This is a genomic window from Paenibacillus woosongensis, assembly GCF_030122845.1.
Lineage (GTDB): Bacteria > Bacillota > Bacilli > Paenibacillales > Paenibacillaceae > Fontibacillus > Fontibacillus woosongensis_A.
Genome location: NZ_CP126084.1, coordinates 848,186 through 869,050 on the forward strand (window position 1 = coordinate 848,186; position 20,865 = coordinate 869,050).

25 protein-coding genes and 1 riboswitch are annotated in these 20,865 nt (G+C 51.6%); of the genes, 20 read left to right on the forward strand and 5 right to left on the reverse strand.

Annotation, left to right across the window (positions count from 1 at the left end):
* Positions 1–5: 5 nt before the first annotated feature.
* Complete coding sequence (locus QNH46_RS03670) at positions 6–392, forward strand: hypothetical protein (RefSeq protein ID WP_283926974.1); 387 nt, start codon at positions 6–8, stop codon at positions 390–392.
* A gap of 38 nt (positions 393–430) precedes the next feature.
* Positions 431–784 (forward strand): hypothetical protein, encoded by a 354-nt coding sequence (locus QNH46_RS03675; RefSeq protein ID WP_283926975.1) that lies wholly within the window; start codon positions 431–433, stop codon positions 782–784.
* Positions 785–869: 85 nt separating this feature from the next.
* Here QNH46_RS03675 and QNH46_RS03680 read toward each other — a convergent pair whose 3' ends face one another.
* On the reverse strand, positions 870–1,547 hold the full coding sequence (locus tag QNH46_RS03680) for a GTP pyrophosphokinase (RefSeq protein WP_283926976.1): 678 nt from the start codon (positions 1,545–1,547) through the stop codon (positions 870–872).
* A 150-nt stretch (positions 1,548–1,697) separates the two neighbouring features.
* Complete coding sequence (locus QNH46_RS03685) at positions 1,698–2,072, reverse strand: hypothetical protein (protein WP_283926977.1); 375 nt, start codon at positions 2,070–2,072, stop codon at positions 1,698–1,700.
* 249 nt (positions 2,073–2,321) lie between these two features.
* Here QNH46_RS03685 and QNH46_RS03690 point away from each other — a divergent pair, with 249 nt between their 5' ends.
* The 5 genes from QNH46_RS03690 (at position 2,322) to QNH46_RS03710 (ending at position 5,959) form a co-directional block, all read left to right on the forward strand.
* Positions 2,322–3,062 carry a zinc ribbon domain-containing protein gene (locus QNH46_RS03690; protein ID WP_283926978.1) on the forward strand — a complete coding sequence of 247 codons (741 nt, stop codon included), beginning with the start codon at positions 2,322–2,324 and terminating at the stop codon, positions 3,060–3,062.
* Between the two features lie 178 nt (positions 3,063–3,240).
* A complete protein-coding gene (locus QNH46_RS03695) occupies positions 3,241–3,546 on the forward strand; it encodes a hypothetical protein (RefSeq protein WP_283926979.1) in 306 nt (101 codons plus the stop codon).
* 121 nt (positions 3,547–3,667) lie between these two features.
* Positions 3,668–3,768: riboswitch (purine riboswitch) on the forward strand.
* On the forward strand, positions 3,737–3,922 hold the full coding sequence (locus tag QNH46_RS03700; RefSeq protein WP_283926980.1) for a hypothetical protein: 186 nt from the start codon (positions 3,737–3,739) through the stop codon (positions 3,920–3,922). It overlaps the preceding riboswitch by 32 nt.
* A gap of 42 nt (positions 3,923–3,964) precedes the next feature.
* Complete coding sequence (locus QNH46_RS03705) at positions 3,965–4,537, forward strand: xanthine phosphoribosyltransferase (protein WP_155611857.1); 573 nt, start codon at positions 3,965–3,967, stop codon at positions 4,535–4,537.
* A 42-nt stretch (positions 4,538–4,579) separates the two neighbouring features.
* The gene (locus tag QNH46_RS03710; RefSeq protein ID WP_283926981.1) at positions 4,580–5,959 is read left to right on the forward strand and encodes a nucleobase:cation symporter-2 family protein; all 1,380 of its coding nucleotides are present in this window, start codon (positions 4,580–4,582) and stop codon (positions 5,957–5,959) included.
* A 115-nt stretch (positions 5,960–6,074) separates the two neighbouring features.
* Here the strand turns inward: QNH46_RS03710 and QNH46_RS03715 are convergent, their stop codons facing one another.
* Positions 6,075–6,413 carry a DUF4870 domain-containing protein gene (locus QNH46_RS03715; protein ID WP_283926982.1) on the reverse strand — a complete coding sequence of 113 codons (339 nt, stop codon included), beginning with the start codon at positions 6,411–6,413 and terminating at the stop codon, positions 6,075–6,077.
* Between the two features lie 326 nt (positions 6,414–6,739).
* Here QNH46_RS03715 and QNH46_RS03720 point away from each other — a divergent pair, with 326 nt between their 5' ends.
* On the forward strand, positions 6,740–7,087 hold the full coding sequence (locus QNH46_RS03720; protein WP_283926983.1) for a PadR family transcriptional regulator: 348 nt from the start codon (positions 6,740–6,742) through the stop codon (positions 7,085–7,087).
* Entirely contained in the window at positions 7,077–7,742 is a 666-nt protein-coding gene (locus QNH46_RS03725; RefSeq protein WP_283926984.1) for a DUF1129 family protein, read from the forward strand. The genes QNH46_RS03720 and QNH46_RS03725 overlap by 11 nt, the downstream gene beginning before the upstream one ends.
* 26 nt (positions 7,743–7,768) lie before the next feature.
* Here QNH46_RS03725 and QNH46_RS03730 read toward each other — a convergent pair whose 3' ends face one another.
* Together QNH46_RS03730 and QNH46_RS03735 are read right to left on the reverse strand one after the other, a co-directional pair.
* Positions 7,769–8,926: an MGDG synthase family glycosyltransferase gene (locus tag QNH46_RS03730; RefSeq protein WP_283926985.1), complete on the reverse strand. Its 1,158-nt coding sequence runs from the start codon at positions 8,924–8,926 to the stop codon at positions 7,769–7,771.
* 67 nt (positions 8,927–8,993) lie between these two features.
* On the reverse strand, positions 8,994–10,019 hold the full coding sequence (locus QNH46_RS03735) for a serine hydrolase domain-containing protein (protein WP_283926986.1): 1,026 nt from the start codon (positions 10,017–10,019) through the stop codon (positions 8,994–8,996).
* 380 nt (positions 10,020–10,399) lie between these two features.
* Between QNH46_RS03735 and QNH46_RS03740 the strand changes: the two genes are divergently transcribed.
* The 11 genes from QNH46_RS03740 to QNH46_RS03790 all read left to right on the forward strand — a co-directional run bounded on the left by QNH46_RS03740 (position 10,400) and on the right by QNH46_RS03790 (position 20,862).
* Positions 10,400–10,597 carry a hypothetical protein gene (locus QNH46_RS03740; protein WP_155611864.1) on the forward strand — a complete coding sequence of 66 codons (198 nt, stop codon included), beginning with the start codon at positions 10,400–10,402 and terminating at the stop codon, positions 10,595–10,597.
* 168 nt (positions 10,598–10,765) lie between these two features.
* Complete coding sequence (gene map, locus QNH46_RS03745; RefSeq protein ID WP_283926987.1) at positions 10,766–11,518, forward strand: type I methionyl aminopeptidase; 753 nt, start codon at positions 10,766–10,768, stop codon at positions 11,516–11,518.
* A 1,579-nt stretch (positions 11,519–13,097) separates the two neighbouring features.
* Entirely contained in the window at positions 13,098–14,156 is a 1,059-nt protein-coding gene (gene coxB, locus QNH46_RS03750; protein ID WP_283926988.1) for a cytochrome c oxidase subunit II, read from the forward strand.
* A gap of 93 nt (positions 14,157–14,249) precedes the next feature.
* Positions 14,250–16,100 carry a cytochrome c oxidase subunit I gene (ctaD, locus tag QNH46_RS03755; RefSeq protein ID WP_283926989.1) on the forward strand — a complete coding sequence of 617 codons (1,851 nt, stop codon included), beginning with the start codon at positions 14,250–14,252 and terminating at the stop codon, positions 16,098–16,100.
* A complete protein-coding gene (locus QNH46_RS03760) occupies positions 16,097–16,726 on the forward strand; it encodes a cytochrome c oxidase subunit 3 (protein WP_283926990.1) in 630 nt (209 codons plus the stop codon). The genes ctaD and QNH46_RS03760 overlap by 4 nt, the downstream gene beginning before the upstream one ends.
* Positions 16,727–16,729: 3 nt before the next feature.
* Positions 16,730–17,050: a cytochrome C oxidase subunit IV family protein gene (locus tag QNH46_RS03765; RefSeq protein WP_283926991.1), complete on the forward strand. Its 321-nt coding sequence runs from the start codon at positions 16,730–16,732 to the stop codon at positions 17,048–17,050.
* Between the two features lie 101 nt (positions 17,051–17,151).
* Positions 17,152–18,078: a cytochrome c oxidase assembly factor CtaG gene (gene ctaG, locus QNH46_RS03770; RefSeq protein WP_283926992.1), complete on the forward strand. Its 927-nt coding sequence runs from the start codon at positions 17,152–17,154 to the stop codon at positions 18,076–18,078.
* Between the two features lie 27 nt (positions 18,079–18,105).
* Positions 18,106–18,570, forward strand: a complete 465-nt coding sequence (locus QNH46_RS03775; RefSeq protein WP_283926993.1) for a DUF420 domain-containing protein — start codon at positions 18,106–18,108, stop codon at positions 18,568–18,570.
* Between the two features lie 295 nt (positions 18,571–18,865).
* Positions 18,866–19,504: a hypothetical protein gene (locus tag QNH46_RS03780; protein WP_283926994.1), complete on the forward strand. Its 639-nt coding sequence runs from the start codon at positions 18,866–18,868 to the stop codon at positions 19,502–19,504.
* A gap of 48 nt (positions 19,505–19,552) precedes the next feature.
* Positions 19,553–19,960 carry a GntR family transcriptional regulator gene (locus tag QNH46_RS03785; protein WP_213594925.1) on the forward strand — a complete coding sequence of 136 codons (408 nt, stop codon included), beginning with the start codon at positions 19,553–19,555 and terminating at the stop codon, positions 19,958–19,960.
* Between the two features lie 2 nt (positions 19,961–19,962).
* The gene (locus QNH46_RS03790) at positions 19,963–20,862 is read left to right on the forward strand and encodes an ATP-binding cassette domain-containing protein (protein WP_283926995.1); all 900 of its coding nucleotides are present in this window, start codon (positions 19,963–19,965) and stop codon (positions 20,860–20,862) included.
* The last annotated feature ends 3 nt before the right edge of the window (positions 20,863–20,865 follow it).

Here is a 20,865-nt window from a genome sequence, read left to right on the forward strand (position 1 = left end):
GGACGATGGAACAGCCTATGGACAACAAGGTTGTGGCGGCCGATGTGCAGATCGAGCCGGAGCCGGGCGGCTGGAGAATCACGATTCCAGCCGCCGGGGAAGGCACAGAACAGCCCGCTTGTTCTGTGCTGCTGCTGGAAGCAGACGCGCCCGGCCCAGGCCGGCGTCTGCTCCAGGCTCTCGCGCAGCAGCCGCTCAAGCTGGCTGCGCTGCAGGAGGCCGGCGCAACGGCGATCGCCGGCCTCCTGCCCAAGACTCCGCCGTGGCAGCCGGCGGAGGGCCCCCGCGCAGCAGCTGCAGCTGCTGCGCGGAAGAGCCGTGCGGCCATGCTGCGCAGGCCGCACGCGCGGGCGCGGCAGCATGGCGCGCGGCCACGCCCGAGCAGCGGCTAACGCTGCTCGGCTGGACGCGCGAGACGCTGCTCGCGGCGGTGCTGGCGGCGTGGGCGGAGGCGGAGCCCCTGCCCGATGCCGCCGAGGCCCTGCGCGCGGCGCTGGGGCCTCAGCAGGAGGAGGCCCGCGCCCGTGCGGGCGGGCCGAGCATCGCCGAGTGGCTCGCGGACATGGCGGAGCAGGGCGGCCTGCATGCCCCCGGCCCGCAGTTCCACGACGTCCAGATCCAGCTGGACGCCGCGGAAGCCCCGCCCCCGGACGCGGATGCCGAGGCCCTGGCCAAGCTGCTCCCTGGCGTGCGGGGCGCAGCTAAAGGCCTCGGCCTTGTGCGCGAGGGCGTCATGCAGCGGGCCGAGGAGCTGGCGCGCCAGCTGCGGCATAAGCCTCGCTAGCCATAGCCAAGGCTGGCCGCAAGCCCCCTTACGCGCCAGCAAAACAGGACAGCCGTCAAGGTTCCACTCCTTGACGGCTGTCCTGTTATATATCCCGGCTTACCCCGGGCTCGGGAAGAGACGCTTCGGCGGCGCCCATGATCTCCCTGCGCAGGCCGTGCATCTTCTTGTCGAGCGCATCGGCGGCTTTGGCCGCTTCCGTCAGCTCTTGAACGACGTGCGGCGGCACCTGCTTGTCGTATTTGTAGAACAGAATATGCTCCATGCTGGCCCAGAAATCCATAGCCAGCGTGCGCATTTGAATCTCCACCTTCATCCAGCGCTGTCCCTCGAACAGCGTTAGCGGTACAGCAACGATCACATGGAGGCTCTGGTATCCGTTCGGCTTCGGCTTAGCGATATAGTCCTTGATCTCAATGATCGTAAGATCGTCGCGATGGCGCAGATGATCCAGCAGCTTGTAAATGTCCTTCACGAACGAAAAGACGATACGCATGCCGGCGATATCGTGAATTTTGTTCACCATATTATCAACGGTCATTTCGAGACCCTTGCGTTCCAGCTTGTCGAGTATGCTCTTCGGTTCCTTGATCCGCGTCTTGATATGTTCGATCGGGCTGTACCCGTTCAAAATTTTCCACTCGGTCTGAATCAGCTTGATCTTGTTCTTCAATTCATCCAGTGCGAGCTGATACAGCGTAGGAAGCTTCTTCCACTCCTCCAGCTTGCGCAGCTGGTCGTCTCCGATTTCCCATTGATACAACTCCCGTAAATCCAGCTGATTTAACAGGGCGCCTTTATCGTTTGCATCTACTCTGTCCAGGATAATCTACTCCTAAGCTAAAAAATGGTTTCGTACGTTTCGTACTGCTCCCTTATTGTACCTTGAACGCCCTGGCAAAATCAAAGCGAATCATTTGTTTAGGGGACTTTTTCCGTGATAGCCGGGATCGTCATAATCAGAGTTGTGCAGCTTGCCAAGGACGCCCAAACCGATGATGGACCGACGGGTTTGTTCATCGCCGTACTGGTATAGCAGCGTATAGACCTCTATCATCCGAGCGTTAAATTGTTCTGTAGCATCGTCATGATCCGCGGATTTATAAGGGGCCGGTGCGCGCCTGAACGTATAAATATCCTCTTCAGACAGCTCCGCAATTTTGTCGCTTAGCTTGGCGAAATCTTCTTCGTCCAGCAGCACTCTGAATTCCGTGGAGTCCTGGTTAGGCGCTTCCTGGATGCTGCGGTGAGCGACGGACACATCATAGGGCTTTCTTCCTGTTTTCATCCGAAATTCCCCTCCAACCTCATTTTTCATTCAATTAATGTCTTTATACACAACGGTTCTGCAGCTGAATCAAAAGGAGGGTTGGGATTTTCACTGGGCCGCCAAATCTGTTATGATAATTACGATTTCACAGATTGCGCAGTCAGCAAGCTGTTTAATTACTGAGAAGAAACATCCAAGCATTCCCGGCGAACGGGACAATATAGCACAACTACATCAAGGAGTCGGGGAACACAGGAGGAGTATGTCATGAAATTTTTACAGCGGATTAAAGATGGTGCGGGCAAGGTAACCGATAAGGCGCAGAACGCGGTCGAAATCGGACGCTTTAACACGCAGATCAATAATATTGAGCGTGAAATGGGCTTATATTTTCAAAGAATGGGCGAAGTCTTCTACGAAGGATACCGTAATAAAGACATGTCGTTAGCGGAGAAGGAAATGATGGATCTAGCGAAAACCTGCGATCTGCTCGCCGAAGAACGGGATGAGATCCGGGGCAAAATCGCCGAGCTCAGAAACGAGCGCCTGTGCTCTTCCTGCGGCAAAGTGGTTACGGAAGAGGCGCTATTCTGCCAATACTGCGGACATAAACTGGGGAAGGCGAATAAGCCGGCGCAGGTTCGTATGGAAGCGGACGAGGAGGAGTCTGAGGCCAAAAGCGAGCGGCTCAGCGATCCGCTCGCCCTGCTGGAAGAGGGTGCGCTGTTCAGTCGTCATCTCGGTCAAGAAGAACCTGCCCGGTATGAAGAGGCCGAGCCGATTGATCCCGAGGAGGAAGAACGGCGGCTGCGGGAGCTGGAGCGGGAGCGCGAGCGCCAGGAGGAGCTGGATCGCCGGATCAGAACATGGAAAGAGAATGTGAAGCTGACGGAGCATGTCTCGGCGGCGAAGGAATCTCTGCGAGGCGAGGCGAGCTGCCAAATATGTTCGGCGACGCTGGTAAAGGGAACGAAATGGTGTCCGCACTGCGGCTCAGAGCAAATTTAAGCAATCCGGGACTGGCCGTCTGGCCAAAAGTTCACCGAGTTGTTATAAATGATGCCTGCTGCAGGGACATTTGAACCGTAGTAAATAGTAAGCGCCAGTCCGGATGGGGACGGCAGCTGCAGGGAAAGCTGTAACTGCGCCTTTCGTTTACTATGATACTTTTAGGAGTGTGGACACCATGGAATGTATCGTTCATTTTGAAGTGGAATACAAGCAAAAGACCAAAGAGCTTCGCGGACTTATTTTCCTCGATAAGGGCAAAACGCCAACGGAGCAGGATTTTATATCGATGTTCGGGGATATGGGGTACAGGCTTCGGCTTGCCGACCAAGAGAACTTGGTATTTTTGCCGACCGAGCCGAGTGCGGAATACCAGAAAATCAGGATCCGCCGGCTGGATACCGGAGAAGAGAACTATCAGACGGACGGAGAGCTGAAATCGATCATATCGAATCTGCTTCCAAAGGATACGCGCCCCATCTAAGCGGCGCCAAGCGTCTCGAAAGCGGCTTATCTGTAAAATATTTGACCAATCCACGAAATACCTCTTTATTTCTATCGATTGTATGAGTTATACTACTAATCATTGTAGAGATAGTTTTCGACAAGATTCTTCATTAGCTTCTCGTATATGTGCAGGAATCGGCCTGCATGTTTCTACCCGATCACCGGAAATGATCGGACTACGGGGAGAATTCGTATTGCCGTGCCAAGGGCGGTTATTTGAGGTGTTCCTGACCCATACTTTGACCGCAGTCTGGTATGTCATCCCTGCATTAGGGCGAATTCTGCCAGGAGGTCCATTTCCCAGCCTTTGGGAACTGGGCTTTTTTTTATTCCGGTTAACGGTAACGACATGATGAAGAGGATAGGAAGCCAAGATAACTTAAGGAGGAAGAGAGATGAAGCTGCTCAAAGATAAGGTGATGGCGGAAGGGATCGTCCTGAGCGATCAGGTGCTGAAGGTGGATTCTTTTCTGAATCATCAGATGGATCCGGTGCTGATGAAGGAGGTTGGCGCCGAGTTTACACGGAGATTTGGTGATGAACGGATTACGAAGGTGCTGACGATTGAATCCTCGGGCATTGCGCCAGCGATTATGACATCTCTGGAGCTGGGGGTGCCGATGATCTTTGCCCGCAAACATAAATCCCTTACGCTGCGGGACAATATTCTGGTCGAGAAGGTCTACTCTTTTACGAAAAAAGAGAGCAACGAGATTACCGTGTCGAAGAAGTTTCTGAGCTCGGAGGACCGCGTGCTCATTATTGATGATTTCCTGGCTAATGGGGAGGCCGCCTTTGGCCTTGCCCGGATTGTGGAGCAGGTTGGCGCCAGCGTAGTCGGTATTGGCATCGTCATTGAGAAATCGTTCCAGCCTGGGGCAGGACTGCTCAATAAGGCTGGATACCGGGTTGAGTCCCTGGTGCGCATCGCGTCATTGGAGAACGGTGCCGTTTCTTTTGTGGATTAAATAAATAGACCAGATACGATATGGGGAGGAAAAGATATTTTTATGGAGCGGGAAGCCATTTTTCAAAGAAATAGACATCCATTCAAAACCCTATCGCTAGGCATTCAGCATGTGCTGGCGATGTATGCGGGTGCGGTTATCGTGCCGCTGATTGTCGGCAATGCGCTGCAGCTCAGCCATGAACAGCTTACGTATTTGATCGCTATCGATCTTCTGGCCTGCGGCGTAGCTACGCTTCTCCAGGTGTGGGGCAACCGCATCTTCGGGATCGGGCTGCCGGTTATGCTAGGCTGTGCGTTTCAGGCCGTGTCGCCGATGATCGCCATCGGTTTGACCGACGGGATGGGCGTATCGGCCATCTATGGGGCGATTATCGCTTCCGGGCTGTTCGTGTTCCTGTTTTCCGGATTGTTCGGTAAATTGATCGCCTTGTTCCCTCCAGTGGTTACAGGCTCCGTGGTGACGATTATCGGGGTGACCTTGATTCCGGTAGCATTGACGGACCTGGGAGGCGGCAATCCGGGGACGAATCCCGAATTTGGAAGCCCCCTGAACCTGTCGCTGGGCTTTGGCGTGCTGCTATTCATTATTCTGATGAACCGCTTTGCCAAAGGGTTTCTGCGTTCCATTTCCGTCCTGCTCGGCCTCATTGCCGGCACGATTGTTTCCGCGCTTGCGGGCGGTGTGAATCTCAAGCCGCTTCAAGAAGCGAGCTGGTTCCATATGCCCCAAATGTTCTATTTCGGGGCGCCGACATTTCACGCGTCAGCCATTCTGACGATGGTTCTGGTTGCGATCGTTAGCGTTGCCGAATCGACCGGCGTATTTATGGCGCTTGGCAAAATCGTGGATAAAGATATTACATCGAAGGATTTGGCCCGCGGTTACCGGGCCGAGGGATTGGCGATCGTTCTGGGCGGATTGTTCAACTCCTTCCCATACACGACATATTCCCAGAACGTTGGTCTCATTCAAATGAGCCGGGTCAAAACACGCGATGTGATCGTGGTTGCCGGCGGTTTGCTCGTCTTGATCGGCTTCGTGCCGAAAATCGCCGCATTGACCCAGCTTGTTCCGTCTTCCGTTCTTGGCGGAGCGATGATCGCGTTGTTTGGACTGGTGCTGTCCTCGGGCGTACGCATGCTGGGGGATCAGGTGGATCTTAACCGTCATGAGAATTTGCTCATCATCGCCTGTTCTGTAGGCATGGGCCTCGGTGTTACCGTCGTGCCGGAAATTTTCCAGCGCGTGCCGGATTGGCTTCGCATTCTTGTCGACAACGGTATTGTCGCCGGCAGCTTCACCGCCATCGTGCTGAATCTGTTGTTTAACGGCTTCCGGGGGCATCAAGCCAAATCGGCATCTGCACCAGGACAGCAGCCGACGGCGGCTGATGAAGCTGCTTCCGGGTCGGCATTATAACGCCTATTAGCACGGGGCATGTTTGTTCCGGCAAATGTAAGAGAATGACCAAGCCTGTGAAGGCTTGGTCATTTTTTGATCTCGGTCATGATCTTAAAACAGTTCGGCGCTGCTCCTACATCCGGTTCAACTGCTTCTCGGCAAGCTCGCCGATCCACGGCAGCTTAAGCCACTTGCCTTGCAGAGACGTCAGCATCAGCAGGAGCCAGAGCGCGATTCCAAGCGCGCTTAGCAGCAGCCCCACTACGATGCCGATCAACGGCAGGAAACCGGCAGCGGCATGGGCGATCATGAGCCCGGCGAACAGCATCACGGATTGAAGCGCGTGAAAAAGAACGAAGCGGCTTCTTTTCTCTACCGCCAGGAATACGACGCCGCCGACAAAAGCGAACAGATAGCAGAAAAAGGCTGCTACATTTTCATACAGACCCGTTGAGGATTTGAAAGGGGACATGAGCATCTACCTTCTTTCTGTCAGTCAAATAAAGGGAATGGGACTTGTTCCCTGTCTCAATAGACATTGTATGACGAGCCTGCTGTTCACAGAACGGATTGACATTAAAAATAGGATTGGCATATACTATATTACAATGCAAGATAGTTCGAGACATGTTATGAACTTGAACTCAATGACTTACCTTGCAGCATAGTACGTTATTCTCAACTATCTTGCTTAACAAGTTAGTTGGATTTCTAAAAAATTGCCGAGCTGCCGAACTGCCGAATTATAAAGTCAAGCTGACTGGAATGGTTGAGCTAACCGGAATGGAGAAATGATACATGACGACCTACAGCCAAATGCTAAAGGGCATTCTAGAGGGCTGCATATTGGCCTTGATGGAGAGTAAAGAGGTTTATGGGTATGAGCTTACGACATTGCTGGAGCAATCGGGCTTGTCGTTTGTAAGTGAAGGGAGCATCTACCCGCTGCTGCTGCGGATGCAGAAGGAAGGGCTGATCTGCGGTGAGCTGCGGCAGGACGGGGTGTCCGGCGGACCGCCCCGGAAATATTACCGATTAACGGATGAAGGCGTGCAGTCGCTGCGGCAGTTTCGGAAGTCCTGGAATGGGCTGCGGCAAAGCGTGGATCACGTACTGACGAAAGGAGCTGGCGGACATGAAGATTAATCAGATGGCAGAGGAGAATAACCGGCTGAGAGCGCAAATGACACAAGAGAATGAGGCCTATTTTGATAATATGGTTGTTTATTTACGCTCAAGCCGAGTCGATCAGGCTAAGGCAGAAGAGCTGCTTCTAGAGACGGCTCAGCACATGCTCGAGGCCCAGCGGCATGGGAAGACTGCTGCGGAGGTATTTGGAGAGGATCCGGAGCAGTACTTCCGAGAGCTGCTGGAACACTTGCCTAAGAGAAGCCTGCGGGAGGCGGTATCGGAGTATGCGATGATCCCGTGGATCGCCTTAACCTGGATGTTTGCGGTGCAGGCCTTGTTCGGCTTCATCGCCATGGGATTTGGGAACAAGACGGGTGCCTTCAACCGGATCAGCCTGTTTTCTGTGTTAATGCTAGTCTTTGCCTCGATTGCTGTAATTGAATTGGTGTTGAGGGTGCTGAAGCGCGATAGCGTCAAACCGGTCGGCAAAGGGCGAGGCTTCAGCCTGAAGATTGCCGCGATTTATGGCGTCTATCTGGCGGCAGTCATATTAGCGGCAGTCTATTTGCACGATAAGCTGCCTGTTATTGAAGCAGCGCCATGGGTAAGCCTGGGGTTGTTCATCGTTGGCCTTATCGGCCAGAAGTTTATTTTCATGCGAAACAATTGATGATATTAACGATATGGTTGTTTTGCTTACAGCAGGGAGATCGACGTGCTGCCGGCCAGCGAGGAGGCAGGTGTGAACCACTGCTCGATAATGTCGCTGACGATCGTTTTGGCCGCCTCGGGTCTGCGCACAAGATCGATCTCCCCGTAAACATGGGCTAACCGCTCCTCGTTTAAGAGAAGCCCATCGATTTGGCGGATCAGGGTGCCCGGATCGTTCGCAATATGGGCGATTCCTTTGCTCTCCAAATACAGGGCGTTATTCAGCTCCTGGCCTGGTACAGGGCGGTACACGAAAATGGGAAGACGGCTGACAAGCGCTTCTGAGAGCGTAATTCCGCCCGGCTTCGTCACAATACAATGGCTCAGCTGCATGAGCTGGGCTATTTCGCTAATATAGCCGAACAGGTGGAAGTGCGGGTGCTGTCCCAGCTCCTGATCCAGCTTGCGGTGGAGCTCTTTGTTCCTTCCGCAGACGGCGATGACCTGATAGTTGTCTTTAGCGAGCAGCGTCTCGCAAATATCGCGGATGCCCTGCATGACGCCGAACGCCCCGGCCATGATCAGAATCGTTCGCCTAGAGGGATCGAGCCGGCAGAACTGCTCTGTTGCCATGCTGGGACTTCGACCGAAATCAGGCTTTAGCGGAATCCCGCTGACCAGCACCCGTTCCGCCGGAATGCCGCGTCTTACGAGATCCTGCAGCAATTCCTCCGTAGCTACGTAATAACGATCCACGCCAGGGTGAACCCAGCGTCCGTGCAGGTCAAAATCGGTAACGATGTTGATTAGGGGGAGCTTCAGTCCCGTTTTTTTCAGCAATTTCGGCATGGCCAACTGGGGAAAAGTATGAATGATAAGGTCTGGCTCGATGCTGGAGATGGCCTGCTCAAGCTTCCTCATACCGAGGGAATTGAGTACGCTCAACAAAGATGTATCCGGCTGCAGGTCCTTTGTGGCATTGTAGACCCAGCCATAGAGCATTGGCATCGTTTTGAAGCTCTGTATATATACGAACTTGGTCATTTCGTTCAGCAGAGGATGCGCCTCTGCCATCAAGTCCAGCAGTTCGACATCCGTAATCCCCGACCGATGAAAGCTTGCTTCAAGGGCTTTGGAAGCCTGATAATGACCCTCGCCATAGCTGGCATACATAATCAATACTTTGGGCGAGCCTGAGAGCATAGCTAAATCCCTCCCGATGAACTTAAGAATTGGTTATTCAGAAAATAAAGAATTCTAGTTATTGCGGTTAGCTGTGCTTCAATGCAGGCATAATGAACTTTTCCAGCAGCGGCCTGGGGTTCTTCCAGCGGTTCAGATCGCTGGCCGCCGTAAATACGACAACGGCATCGAGCGAAGGAATCACATTGATTTGCTGTCCTCCATGCCCATGGGCATAGGCGAATGGAATCCCGTTTGCTTTGGTCGTCCACCAATGATAGCCGTAACGGCCATAGCCGGGACTCTCCGGGGCTAAAGGAGTCATTGAGCGGGTCAGCCACTCTGCGGAGAGAAGCCGCTCGTTTTCCCATACGCCGCCCTGCAGGCAGAGCAGGCCGATCTTCGCCATGTCCCGTGCCGTTAAATGAAGTCCGATATGACCCATCGAATGGCCTTCGGGACTGGCGCTCCACGAAACATCTTCAATGCCGAGCGGACCGAACAAGTATTTCCCGGCGTACTCCGCCGCGCTTAGCCCTGTCCATTCCGTCAGCAATACGGAGAGAAGATGGCTATCTACACTACAGTATTGAAAGGTCCCGATTTTATGCTGCTCGATGGGGAGCTGCATAATGTATTTTGTCCAATTTCGGCTCTGGTGCAAGCGGTGGATGAGCGCTTCTCCCATTTTAACACCGGTTTTCCAATGAAATCCAGAGGTCATTGTGAGCAAATGACGCAAGGTTAATTGTTCCCAAAGCGGGTCCAGCTTCCGGTCAGCGTATTTCCGCAAATGTGCGGCGATGGGTTCATCCAGCTGCGGAAGGTCTCCCCGGTAACTGGCAACGCCCAGCAGAAGCGAAAGGATCGATTTGGTGGCCGACCTTAAATCATGAAGGTCGTTCGTCTCAAATCCGTTATAATAACGCTCGGTGAGGACGGCATCCTGCCGGGCTACGATGAAGCTGTTCATTTTAGGGAACCGTTGGATGATTTCTTCGTCCGCGGCACGAAACAGGCTGGCAGCCTCCTTGCTTGGAGCAGGGGGAGTGCAATGTAAGCCTGCGGTGTGAGCCTTGGCAGAAGGAGCGGTAATGCTGCGGATGGACTGCATGTCATTTTCTCCTTTACTCAGTCTTATATATTTAATGTAACCAGAATTAAGGATGAGCAATAATTTTGCCGATTGTATAAGTAGCAGGGTTCTGATATTTTTCAAAAAAAGTGTGCGTATGGAAGAAAGCTGTAAGGCCCGAGCTGAATATGTTACAATATAAGAGATAGGAGGTTATTCCATCAAGTCTGCGGTTTGTCCGGACTACTCGGACATGTGTGGTTGCCAGCTTGATTAAACAGGAATTTCTATGGGTATGTAATAGTGTCAGGTGCCTGCCGAGAAGGCGTAATGCAGCCTAAGACTTCATGAATCAACATCACTTTTCGGCGTTCTCGAAATCGGAGCATTAATTACAAGCGTTCTGGGAGGGAATATGTATGGCAACGAAAGGTCACAATGAAGTAAAGGAAAGTCTGCGGGAGATGACCCGGATATATAAGCCGAAAGACCCGAAAAAATTCGTAAAGGAATACGTCCGGAAATATCGTATCATGGGCGGCTATGAAGAGGAATTAACGGACCTGGTTGAACATGAAATGGGCAAGCTAAATTCAGTCAACTCGTCCGTATCTTGACCCTTCCTGCCGTGTGTCAAGCACTTGCATTCGTTCATTTAATGAGGAACAATGGATATCCGTCTTGCAGCGTCATGCCGCAGGGCGGTTTTTTTCTGCTTGTTCCTACATATATTATAACAACGCTTATTAACGGGGTGTTAAAGCTCTCGAGAGGGGACGGAAATATTGAAAATCAACCTGAAGACGAAGGAAGAAATATTAAAAATCCGGGAAGCCGGCAAAATCCTTGCCGAGTGCCACGGCGAGCTTGCCAGCCGGATCCGCCCGGGAATGACGACACTGGAAATCGACGAATGGGTGGAGCAGTACTTGGCTGGCAGAAAAGCAACGCCGGAGCAAAAGGGGTACCGGGGGTATCCGTTTGCAACCTGTGCTTCGGTGAACAATGTCGTCTGCCATGGCTTCCCGAACCATCGCCAGCTCCAGAACGGCGATATCGTCACCATTGACATCGTCGTGAATAAGAATGGCTGGCTCGCCGATTCCGCCTGGTCTTACCGCATCGGAGAGGTTAGCGAAGAAGCCGACCGGCTGCTGACCATCACGCATAAAGCCCTGGAGAAAGGCATCGCGCAGGCCGTGGCGGGCAATCGTGTGGGAGACATCAGCGCGGCGGTCCAAGGGGTAGCGAGAGAAGCAGGCATCGGCATCGTAAAGCCGCTGATCGGGCATGGCATCGGCCGGTCCATGCACGAGCCGCCGGATGTGCCAAACTTTGGGCGCGCCCATACCGGACCGCTCCTGCGGGAGGGGATGGTCATCACGGTAGAACCGATCCTGACCTCCGGCGACACGGGTGCCGTCCTGTGGGACGATGACGGGTGGACGATCCGTACGGCCGACGGAAGCTTGGGCGGGCATTATGAACATACAATAGCGATAACAAAAGGAGAGCCCGTCGTCCTTACTTCCTTGTGAAGAGGACGTGCGATGGCGGGGCTTTTTTCTCAAGTATAACTAGGTCTCCGTATCCAATTCGGTTCCTCATTACCCTTTACGCGAAGATAAACTAGCGTCAAACAGTGGTTTGCGGTCTGTCTTCCTTGAATTTACGTCGAGAATGTTTGCCTTATATGTTGGCTTCCCGAAGGCCAACAGGCCTCAGGCAAAATGGGAGGGAAGGCGGAATCCAGGGGGCGGACCGCACGCAGGGAGCGAAGGGGATTGTGATGGAGATGTTGGCGGAGATGGATACAAGTACGGGGAAGTCTCAAGTACAGTTTCAAGTGTGGAGACAAGTACAGGCATAGATACAACTAAAATTGTCCTCTCGTCGAGTCGCCATCAGTAGCAAATAGAATGGGATTGCAGATTAGAATATCTCCTGGATATCACAACAATCTAACCCAAACGGCAGAGATGTCGTTTTTTTTTGATTTGTGGCTGTTACTTTTCGTCGCTGATCCTTATTCGATCATTTGCTAAGTGCTGCAGTGATAAGGTCGGGTGATGAGCCCATTCGGACCCATCATGTACTTCGAAAGAGACCTGCGACGGATAGCCCGAATCTAACGAATCTCATTAGCTTTATTTGTACATATTAGCTATTAATTTAAATCTAACGAATCTCAGTCACCTTATTTGCGGTTTATTTTCTTATTGAGGTGGTTAAGCATGAAATAACGTTACATAGCTTCGTTACATTTTAACGGTGGCTCTTTTTAGGTAAATAGTGCTCGTGAGATTCGTTAGAATGCCACGTCCCGTATTTCAGACATAGCACCTCGTGTTTCGTATTCCGATCTCACGACCGGCCGGGTACCTCGTGTCCGATCTCACACTCCGGCTTAGCGCTGCATGTCCGGTGACCCGACCGCACGCCTCATCTCGTTCCGGTCGACTATCGTTCGTGTCCCGTGCCTCGTTCAAGGCCTTACGTTCTCGTTCCGATCGCACTTTCGTTCGTGTCTTGTTCTCGATTCACGACCTGAGCCCGTGCCGCGTGTCCCATCCTGATCCCATCCCGATCGCGCTCTCGAGCCCCGATCCCGAATCCCGATCTAGATCCCGCATTCCGCTTCACATCCCGATCTCGGTCAAATCCCCCGTCTAGCCACAATCACGGGAGCACGGAGGTTCGGCAGCGCAGTTTTCCACTTGCTGCCAGCGGTAATTGTTCGCTAGCCAGAGGCTTGGAGTTTTTCTGATCAATTGTGACAAGAAATTCGCTGAAATGTCGAAAATGATTCAAAATGATTTGGCCGAGGGCAAAATGGGAAAGCGCCTCTCACAGTCTAGCGGCAAGAAACGAGGCGCAGGGGGAAACAGAAGGGTGGAAACGCTCGCAAACCTTGTTATGGCGGGCTTTTTCAGACATTTGAACAATTTGTGAACTCCCTTGATCTCATTGACAAAAGAGGGGTTCACTCTTATATTTAATAAGTGATTGTTTTAATTGACAGGATTGCAGTTTCCGTGCTAGGGCAGGAAAGTTTTTCCCCGGGCAAGGGAAAAAGCCTGTAATCATCGGAAGAATACGTAAAAGTGGGGTAGATCAATGATGAAACGGTGGAAGGCTGGGAAAAGGCTTGTTCCTTTGTTTGTTGGGCTGACGTTCTTACTGTCCGCTTGCGGTCGCGAAGACTTGTCTGCACTCAGACCACAAGGCCCGGTAGCACAAGGACAATTCGATTTGATGAAGCTGGCGATTACGATCATGCTCTCCGTGCTCGTAATTGTATTCGGTATTGCGGCCTATGTACTGATTAAGTTCCGTCGCAAGCCAGGGGATAAGGAGATGCCGAAGCAAGTGGAAGGAAATCACCTGCTGGAGATCATCTGGACAGGGATTCCGCTGATTCTGGTTCTCGTCCTTGCTGTAGCGACGGTTCAGAAAGTGTTCGCTTATGGGGAGAACTATTGGGAGGATAAGGATGCCATTCGGGTAAAGGTAACCTCGCATCTGTTCTGGTGGGAGTTCAATTATCCGGATTACGACATTACGACGGCTCAGGATTTGATTATTCCTACGAATAAGAAAATCGCATTTCAATTGAAAACGGCAGACGTCATTCACTCCTTCTGGGTACCTTCACTTGGAGGAAAGACGGATACGAATACCGAGGGAACGATTAACACAGCTTGGCTAGAGGCTGAGAAAGAAGGCGTTTACCTCGGGAAGTGTGCGGAGCTGTGCGGACCGTCCCATGCCTTGATGGAATTTAAGGTGAAGGCGGTAAGCCAGGAATCGTTTGATAATTGGGTAGCCGCAATTAAGCAGCCGGTCGAGCCGATCCAGGATCCTGCGCTTGCAGAAGTGTTCAAGACGCAATGTCTGAGCTGCCATGCGGTAGGGGATCAAGGCGGGCCGATGGGGCCGAACTTGACGGGTATCGGAAACCGCGAGACGGTCGCGGGCATCCTGATCAACGAAGAAGGTTCGAACAAACCGTTCCCGGGCAAGCCGGTCAAAGACAATTTGATCGAATGGTTGACCAACCCGCAAGAAGTCAAGCCGGGCAACCATATGCCTTCTCCGAAGGAAGACCTTGGGCTGACGGACGAAGAAATTGAAGGAATTGCGGAGTATTTGGCTAACGTTAAGCTGAATTACTAATTTTCAGATTATCAGACGGCATTGATGCACAGGACTTTAAAGGGGGTACAAACCTTGGCTCACGCTCACAGTGTCAAGCGGCACAAGGGTTTGATGGATTGGTTGACAACGGTTGACCATAAGAAAATAGCCATTCTGTATTTGATTGCAGGGGGCTTCTTCTTTGGAATAGGCGGGATCGAAGCGCTATTGATCCGCGTCCAGTTATGGAAGCCAATGAATACGTTTGTAACTGCTCAGCAGTTCAACGAATTGATCACGATGCACGGAACAACAATGATTTTCCTTGGGGTAATGCCGATTATTTTTGCGATCATGAATGCGGTAATCCCGCTGCAAATCGGGGCTCGCGACGTCGCGTTCCCATTCTTGAACTCGCTCGGCTTTTGGACATTCCTGTTCGGGGGATTGCTGCTTAACCTCAGCTGGTTTATGGGAGGCGCTCCGGACGGAGGATGGACGGCTTATGCCCCTCTATCCTCAACGACATACAGTACAACGCACGGCGTCGACTTCTATACCATTGGTCTGCAAATTGCCGGTCTCGGTACGCTGATCGGGGGGATTAACTTCCTCGCAACGATCATTACCATGCGTGCGCCAGGCATGTCCTTCATGCGCATGCCGATGTTTACCTGGACGACATTCGTTACATCGGCAATGATTTTGTTTGCTTTCCCGGCGATTGCAGTCGGTTTAGTACTTCTCAGCTTCGACCGGATTTTGGGAGCTAACTTCTTTAACGTTGCAGGCGGGGGTAACCCTGTTCTCTGGCAGCATATATTCTGGATCTTCGGGCACCCTGAGGTTTATATCCTCATTCTGCCTGCGTTCGGGATTATTTCTGAAGTCGTGAGTACATTTTCGCGCAAGCGCCTGTTCGGATACAGCTCGATGGTATTCGCGACCATCCTGATTGCCTTCCTGGGCTTCATGGTATGGGCGCACCATATGTTTACGACAGGTATGGGACCGGTAGCTAACGCATTGTTCGCTATTGCGACGATGCTGATCGCGGTTCCTACAGGAATCAAGATCTTTAACTGGCTGTTTACGATGTGGGGCGGACAAATTACGTTCAACACGGCGAGCTTGTTCGCCATCGGATTTGTTCCAACCTTCGTCATGGGTGGAGTAACCGGGGTTATGCTTGGTTCTGCGCCAGCGGATTATCAGTTCCACGATACTTATTTTGTCGTAGCGCATTTCCACTACGTTATCGTAGGGGGACTTGTTCTAGGATTGTTCTCTGGCCTGCATTACTGGTGGCCGAAAATGTTTGGTCGGGTATTGAACGAAACGCTTGGAAAAATCGAATTCTGGACGTTTATTATCGGGTTCCACTTGACCTTCTTCCTGCAGCATTTCCTAGGCTTGGTCGGAATGCAGCGCCGCGTATTCACATACTTGCCTAACCAGGGCTTTGATCTGATGAACATGCTGAGTACAGTTGGTGCGTTCCTGATGGGTGTAGGGGTTATCCTATTCCTGGTCAATGTCGTGATTACGGCAAGAAAGCCTGTCGGAGTTGAAAATGATCCTTGGGGAGACGGCCGTACCCTGGAATGGGCCATTCCGTCGCCGCCGCCGGAGTACAACTTCAAGCAGCTTCCGCTTGTCCGCGGTATTGATGCATATTGGAAAGAGAAGATGGCTGGACATAAGGAGATGACTCCTGCTGAACCGGTAGGTTCGATTCATATGCCATCGCCGACGATTATTCCGTTTGTCATGTCCGTAGGTCTGTTCATTGCCGGCCTTGGCTTCATGTTTACGACGGATGATTTCGGCAATAGCTTCCTGAATTTCTTGTTCAACAACTACATCGTAGTTATTATCGGTTTAGGTATCACCTTCGGCTCGATGATCGTTCATTCCCTGTACGACGATGCGGGATGGCATATTGAACCAGAAGAAATCGATGGGAAGGGGGCAGAAGCATGACCACTCTTCATGCAGAGCAAGCTACAAACAAGCTCCCCCATGAACCGGAGAAGGCAACGTTAGAAGGCCGCAATAAAATTTTAGGCTTCTGGCTGTTCCTTGCAGGGGAAGCGGTTCTGTTCGGTACGTTATTCGCAACATTTTTGACGCTGCGGAATCAAGTGGCTGATGGTCCATCAGCCTCCGAGCTGTTCAGCCTGCCGATTACCGCTGTTGCGACGCTGATCCTTCTGGTGAGCAGCTTGACGAGCGTATTCTCGATTCAGGCCATGCACCGGGGCAACGTGAAGTCGCTCTTAACTTGGCTGACGGTTACGGTATTGCTGGGTCTAGGCTTCCTGGGCTTGGAAATCTATGAGTTCTATGAGTATGTTACCCATTATGGATATGGCATGACGACAAGTGCTTTCAGTTCCTCGTTCTACACACTCGTCGGATTCCACGGAGCGCACGTTACTTTCGGTATCTGCTGGATTTCGCTTCTGATCGGGCAAGTTGCGAGAAAAGGACTGACGGTAGTTACTGCACCGAAGATTTATGTCTCGGCGATGTACTGGCACTTCGTTGACGTCGTTTGGGTATTCGTCTTTACGGTAGTTTACCTGCTTGGAAAGGTGGTAGGCTAAACGATGGTCAATCAGCATAACAACGAAGGTTCAATGGTGAAGCATCGACACCGGCATGAAGGACCTCAGAAGCATGTCGTGGCCTTCATATTCTCGATCGTATTGACCGCAATCGCATTTGCGACGGTCGCAGCAGGGGGCGTGAACACAGCTTTTACGGTCATGCTGCTGATCGCGATGGCTGTTCTTCAAGTACTCGTTCAGCTTGGCTATTGGATGCACTTGAAGGATAAGGGACATATGATTCCGATCATATTCATGGCTGGAGGATTTTTTGTCGCCGGGTTGTGTATTATTGCGGCGCTTTACTGGATGTGGTGGTAAAATAAAAAGAGGCGGGCTTGTATATAAGCCCCCTCTTTTGTATATTATGGGGTTAGTTCACAATTTGGACAGATTTCCAAGCGGCGGAGGGAGTTTTTAAATTGCTGGGATTACAATATTTTAGTTTTAGTGATGCTTGGAGTCCCGTATTCATGTCATTCATGCTGTTAATTACAGCTGGCTATTTCTTGATTGTAGGCCCGCTTAGCGAAAAGTTCCCTCATAGCGAACCGACTTCGGCGGGCCGCAAAGTGATGTTCGTTGCAGGGATGTTCTTGATGCACTTGGCCCAGGGGGGACCCGTCAATTTGCTTGGACATACGATGTTCAGCTTCCATATGCTGAGCATGGCCTTGTCCTATATCGTTGCTCCGCCGCTGCTCATGTTAGGAATACCGCCATGGATTTGGCGTTCGTTCGTACGTTTTTTTGAACGGACTCCGCTGGAGAAGCTGAAATTCATGGTTCATCCCGTCGTTTCTGCCGTCTTATTTAACGGATTGTTCTCAATCTACCATCTCCCCGTAGTTCATGATTATGTTATGCTTAACTTTGGGGTTCACCGCCTGTATTATGTAGTCCTGTTCATTGCAGCGGTACTGATGTGGTGGACGTTCGTCAGTCCGATCCCGGAACGCGCGACTCCGCAGGGCTTGAAGAAGCTTGGCTTCATTTATTTGAACATGGTGCTGCTGACGCCGGCCTGCGGTCTGATCATCTTCGCCAGCGAGCCGCTTTACGCTACGTACAGCGATCCTAATATATGGGCCCAAGCGATGGGCTACTGCGTACCCGGCGGAGACCCGGCGGCGCTGCTAAGCCAATTCGGCGGGCCGGAGTTTTTCGGGTTTCTGGAGACCCGAGTGGATCAGCAAGTGGGCGGAATCCTGATGAAATTTATACAGGAGCTTATTTTTGCGTCGATGCTGGCCTATGTATTTTTCCAGTGGTACCGGCAGGAGAATAAAGAGGACGAAGAGGATGAGCTCATCGCTGATGTTCCACCGCATGAATTGAATCAGGCGTAAGATCAATAAGACAATTGGAGGATGGAAATGGACCTGTTTACTCTATTCCCTACGCTAAGCACCTCTTTTATCGTTATTAGTGCTATTTTGGTAGCCATTGGCTGGGGACAGATTATTAAGGGCAAAAGAGAAGCCCATAAGAAAACGATGATCGCGGCAGCGATCGCGGCAATCATTTTCTTTATTATCTATACGTCACGTACGGCCTTTATCGGCAACACTGCTTGGGGCGGCCCGGAGTCGCTTAAGCCTTATTACCAGACGTTTCTTATTTTCCACATTGTTCTGGCGACAGTGGCTGCCGTATTCGGTATCACGACCTTGACGCTCGGCTTCAAGGAGAAGTATGCAAAGCATCGCAAGTGGGGCAAAGTTACGTCGATCATCTGGTTCTTCACAGCCATCACCGGGGTAGCTGTGTATGTATTGCTGTACATGCTGTATCCGGGCGGTCATACGAAGCCGGTATGGGATATTCTGCTTGGCACATAAGGAATAAATGGCAAGACCTCGATCTTGAGCGGTATGCGCTTAAGAGCGAGGTCTTTATTTTTTTCCAAAAAAGGGATTGACGCATGAAAATGACCCGTATATACTGTGTATAAAGATATACACAGTAAGCACACATATATACACACTGAACAAGAAGGATCGTCAAGATCGCAATATAATTCTAAACGGCGAAGAAAGGTTGATGAGGGTGAACAACACCTGGAAAGACGCATGGGTCATTTTTAAGAGAGATTTAAGGCTGGATCGGCTCTACTTGTTTTGGAACGTTCTTTTTATGATATATATGGCAGTTGCAATCGGTGCGTTGGCGACTCCATCGCCCAAAGCAGGAGCATACTTGGATCCATTGCAGGATTTTATGTTTTTCGTATTAATTCCTATCACCGGGTTCTATTTCTCCAGAAGGTCTTTTAACTACCTTAAGGAAGATTCGTATACCCGCATGCTGCAATACTACCGGACGCTTCCCATCCCTGCGATTACGGTGATGCGCGGGCGGATCATTCAGTTGCTTACGGCAACGCTGTTTAATGGCCTGCTGTTTTATCCGGCCTATTATTGGCTTTCGGGATTCACCAGCGACTGGCTTACCGATGTGGGGAGGATGCTCGCCTTCGCTTTGACATGGACCGGATACCTCCTATTCATCAACGGAATATATATTTACTTTGAATTTCTCAGTACAGGCCGCGGATATCTCATAGTTAATATTCTTATGGCGCTCGCGGCAGGCATCCTGGCCTTTCTGATTCACTGGTTTGACGGGAATGCACTCACATACACCCTGGAGCAGTCCAAGCGGTATTCACTCCTGTCGCCTTTGATGTGGGGAATGTTGATCCTGGGTGGGTTATCCTTGGCTCTATTTTGTAAAATGACGTTAAGCAAGCTGGGAAAGAGGGACTTGATATGATCGCGGAAATGATTTCCGACAGGGATAAGCCGGAGGTGAGACAGAAAGGTGTGGATCCCCATTCAAATCAATGAGAATAGTGCGGAGCCTTTATATTTTCAAATTGAGACACAGCTGCGCTCTCTCATCGTAAGCGGGCAAATTGAAGAGGGAACGCTGCTGCCCTCTATTCGGGAATTCGCCAGCAGCTTAAAGTGCAGCGTCATTACCGTCCGGAGGGTATACCAGGACCTGGAGAATGAAGGGCTGCTGCTTACCAAACAAGGAACGGGCACCTTTGTAGCCCGGGTTGGACATAACGAGAGGAGTGAATACCGCCGAATGGTCGTGCAGGAAGCCGTCGAGGCCGCGGTTGAAGCGGGCTTATCCGTGCAATATAGCGAGGAGGAGCTGAAGGCTCTATTTCTGGAAATCATTAAGAATAAATACCGTTCGCATACGGGGGAGGGGAGCTAGGAATGAACGAAACTTTGGCGCTGGAGCTTAAAGACGTCATAAAGAAACGGCGGCGTAGAACGATTGGGCCAGTCAATCTCCAGATTCCCCAGGGACACATCGTCGCGCTGGTTGGGTCGAACGGTTCAGGGAAAAGTACGATTCTCCACATGCTGACTCGAAGCCTTATTCCGGATGAAGGGGAAATCAGGTGGTTTGGGGACAAGAGCGCCGGCGATTTACCGCAGGAAATCAGAAGCAGGATTGCCTATGTGTCGGAGAATCCGCTAGTAGAGGAAAACTACCAGACCGCGGAGCAGGCCGCGAGCTTCCGGGCTCACTGGTATCCATCCTGGGATCAAAAGAAATTTGAACGCTTGATGACACAATTTGAGGTGCCGCGGAATGAACGGCTGAACCGCATGTCCAAGGGGGAGCGCCGTAAATTTGAGGTTGCTGCTGCCCTGGCCGCAAGCCCTAAGCTCCTTATTCTCGATGAACTATCGTCCGGGCTTGATCCATTTATCTGGAAGGATATGCTCGCAGAGCTTCAGAATAGCATGCTGGAAGAGGATGTTACCATCATCATGGCGACCCATGTCGTAGAAGAAGTAAGACGGCTTGCCGACTATATCGTATTGGTGCATCAGGGCAAGGTGCTGGGCATGGCGGAGAAAGACCTGCTCTACGGAAGCTGCTGTGAGGTATGGGTTCGCGGTGATTTAAGCGAATGGACGGGAAGACCTGAGCTCATTCGGTGCGAAGAGGATGAGCCGTTGATGCATAAATTGATCGTCCGGGATGAAGCTTTTATGAGCGAACTGCAGCAGTCCAAGGATCTTCAGGTATTGCGGACCCGCGCCCTTGAGTTGGAAGATGTGCTTCAACTCTGGATCCAAGGGCACGCTCCGGAACATAGATGATAT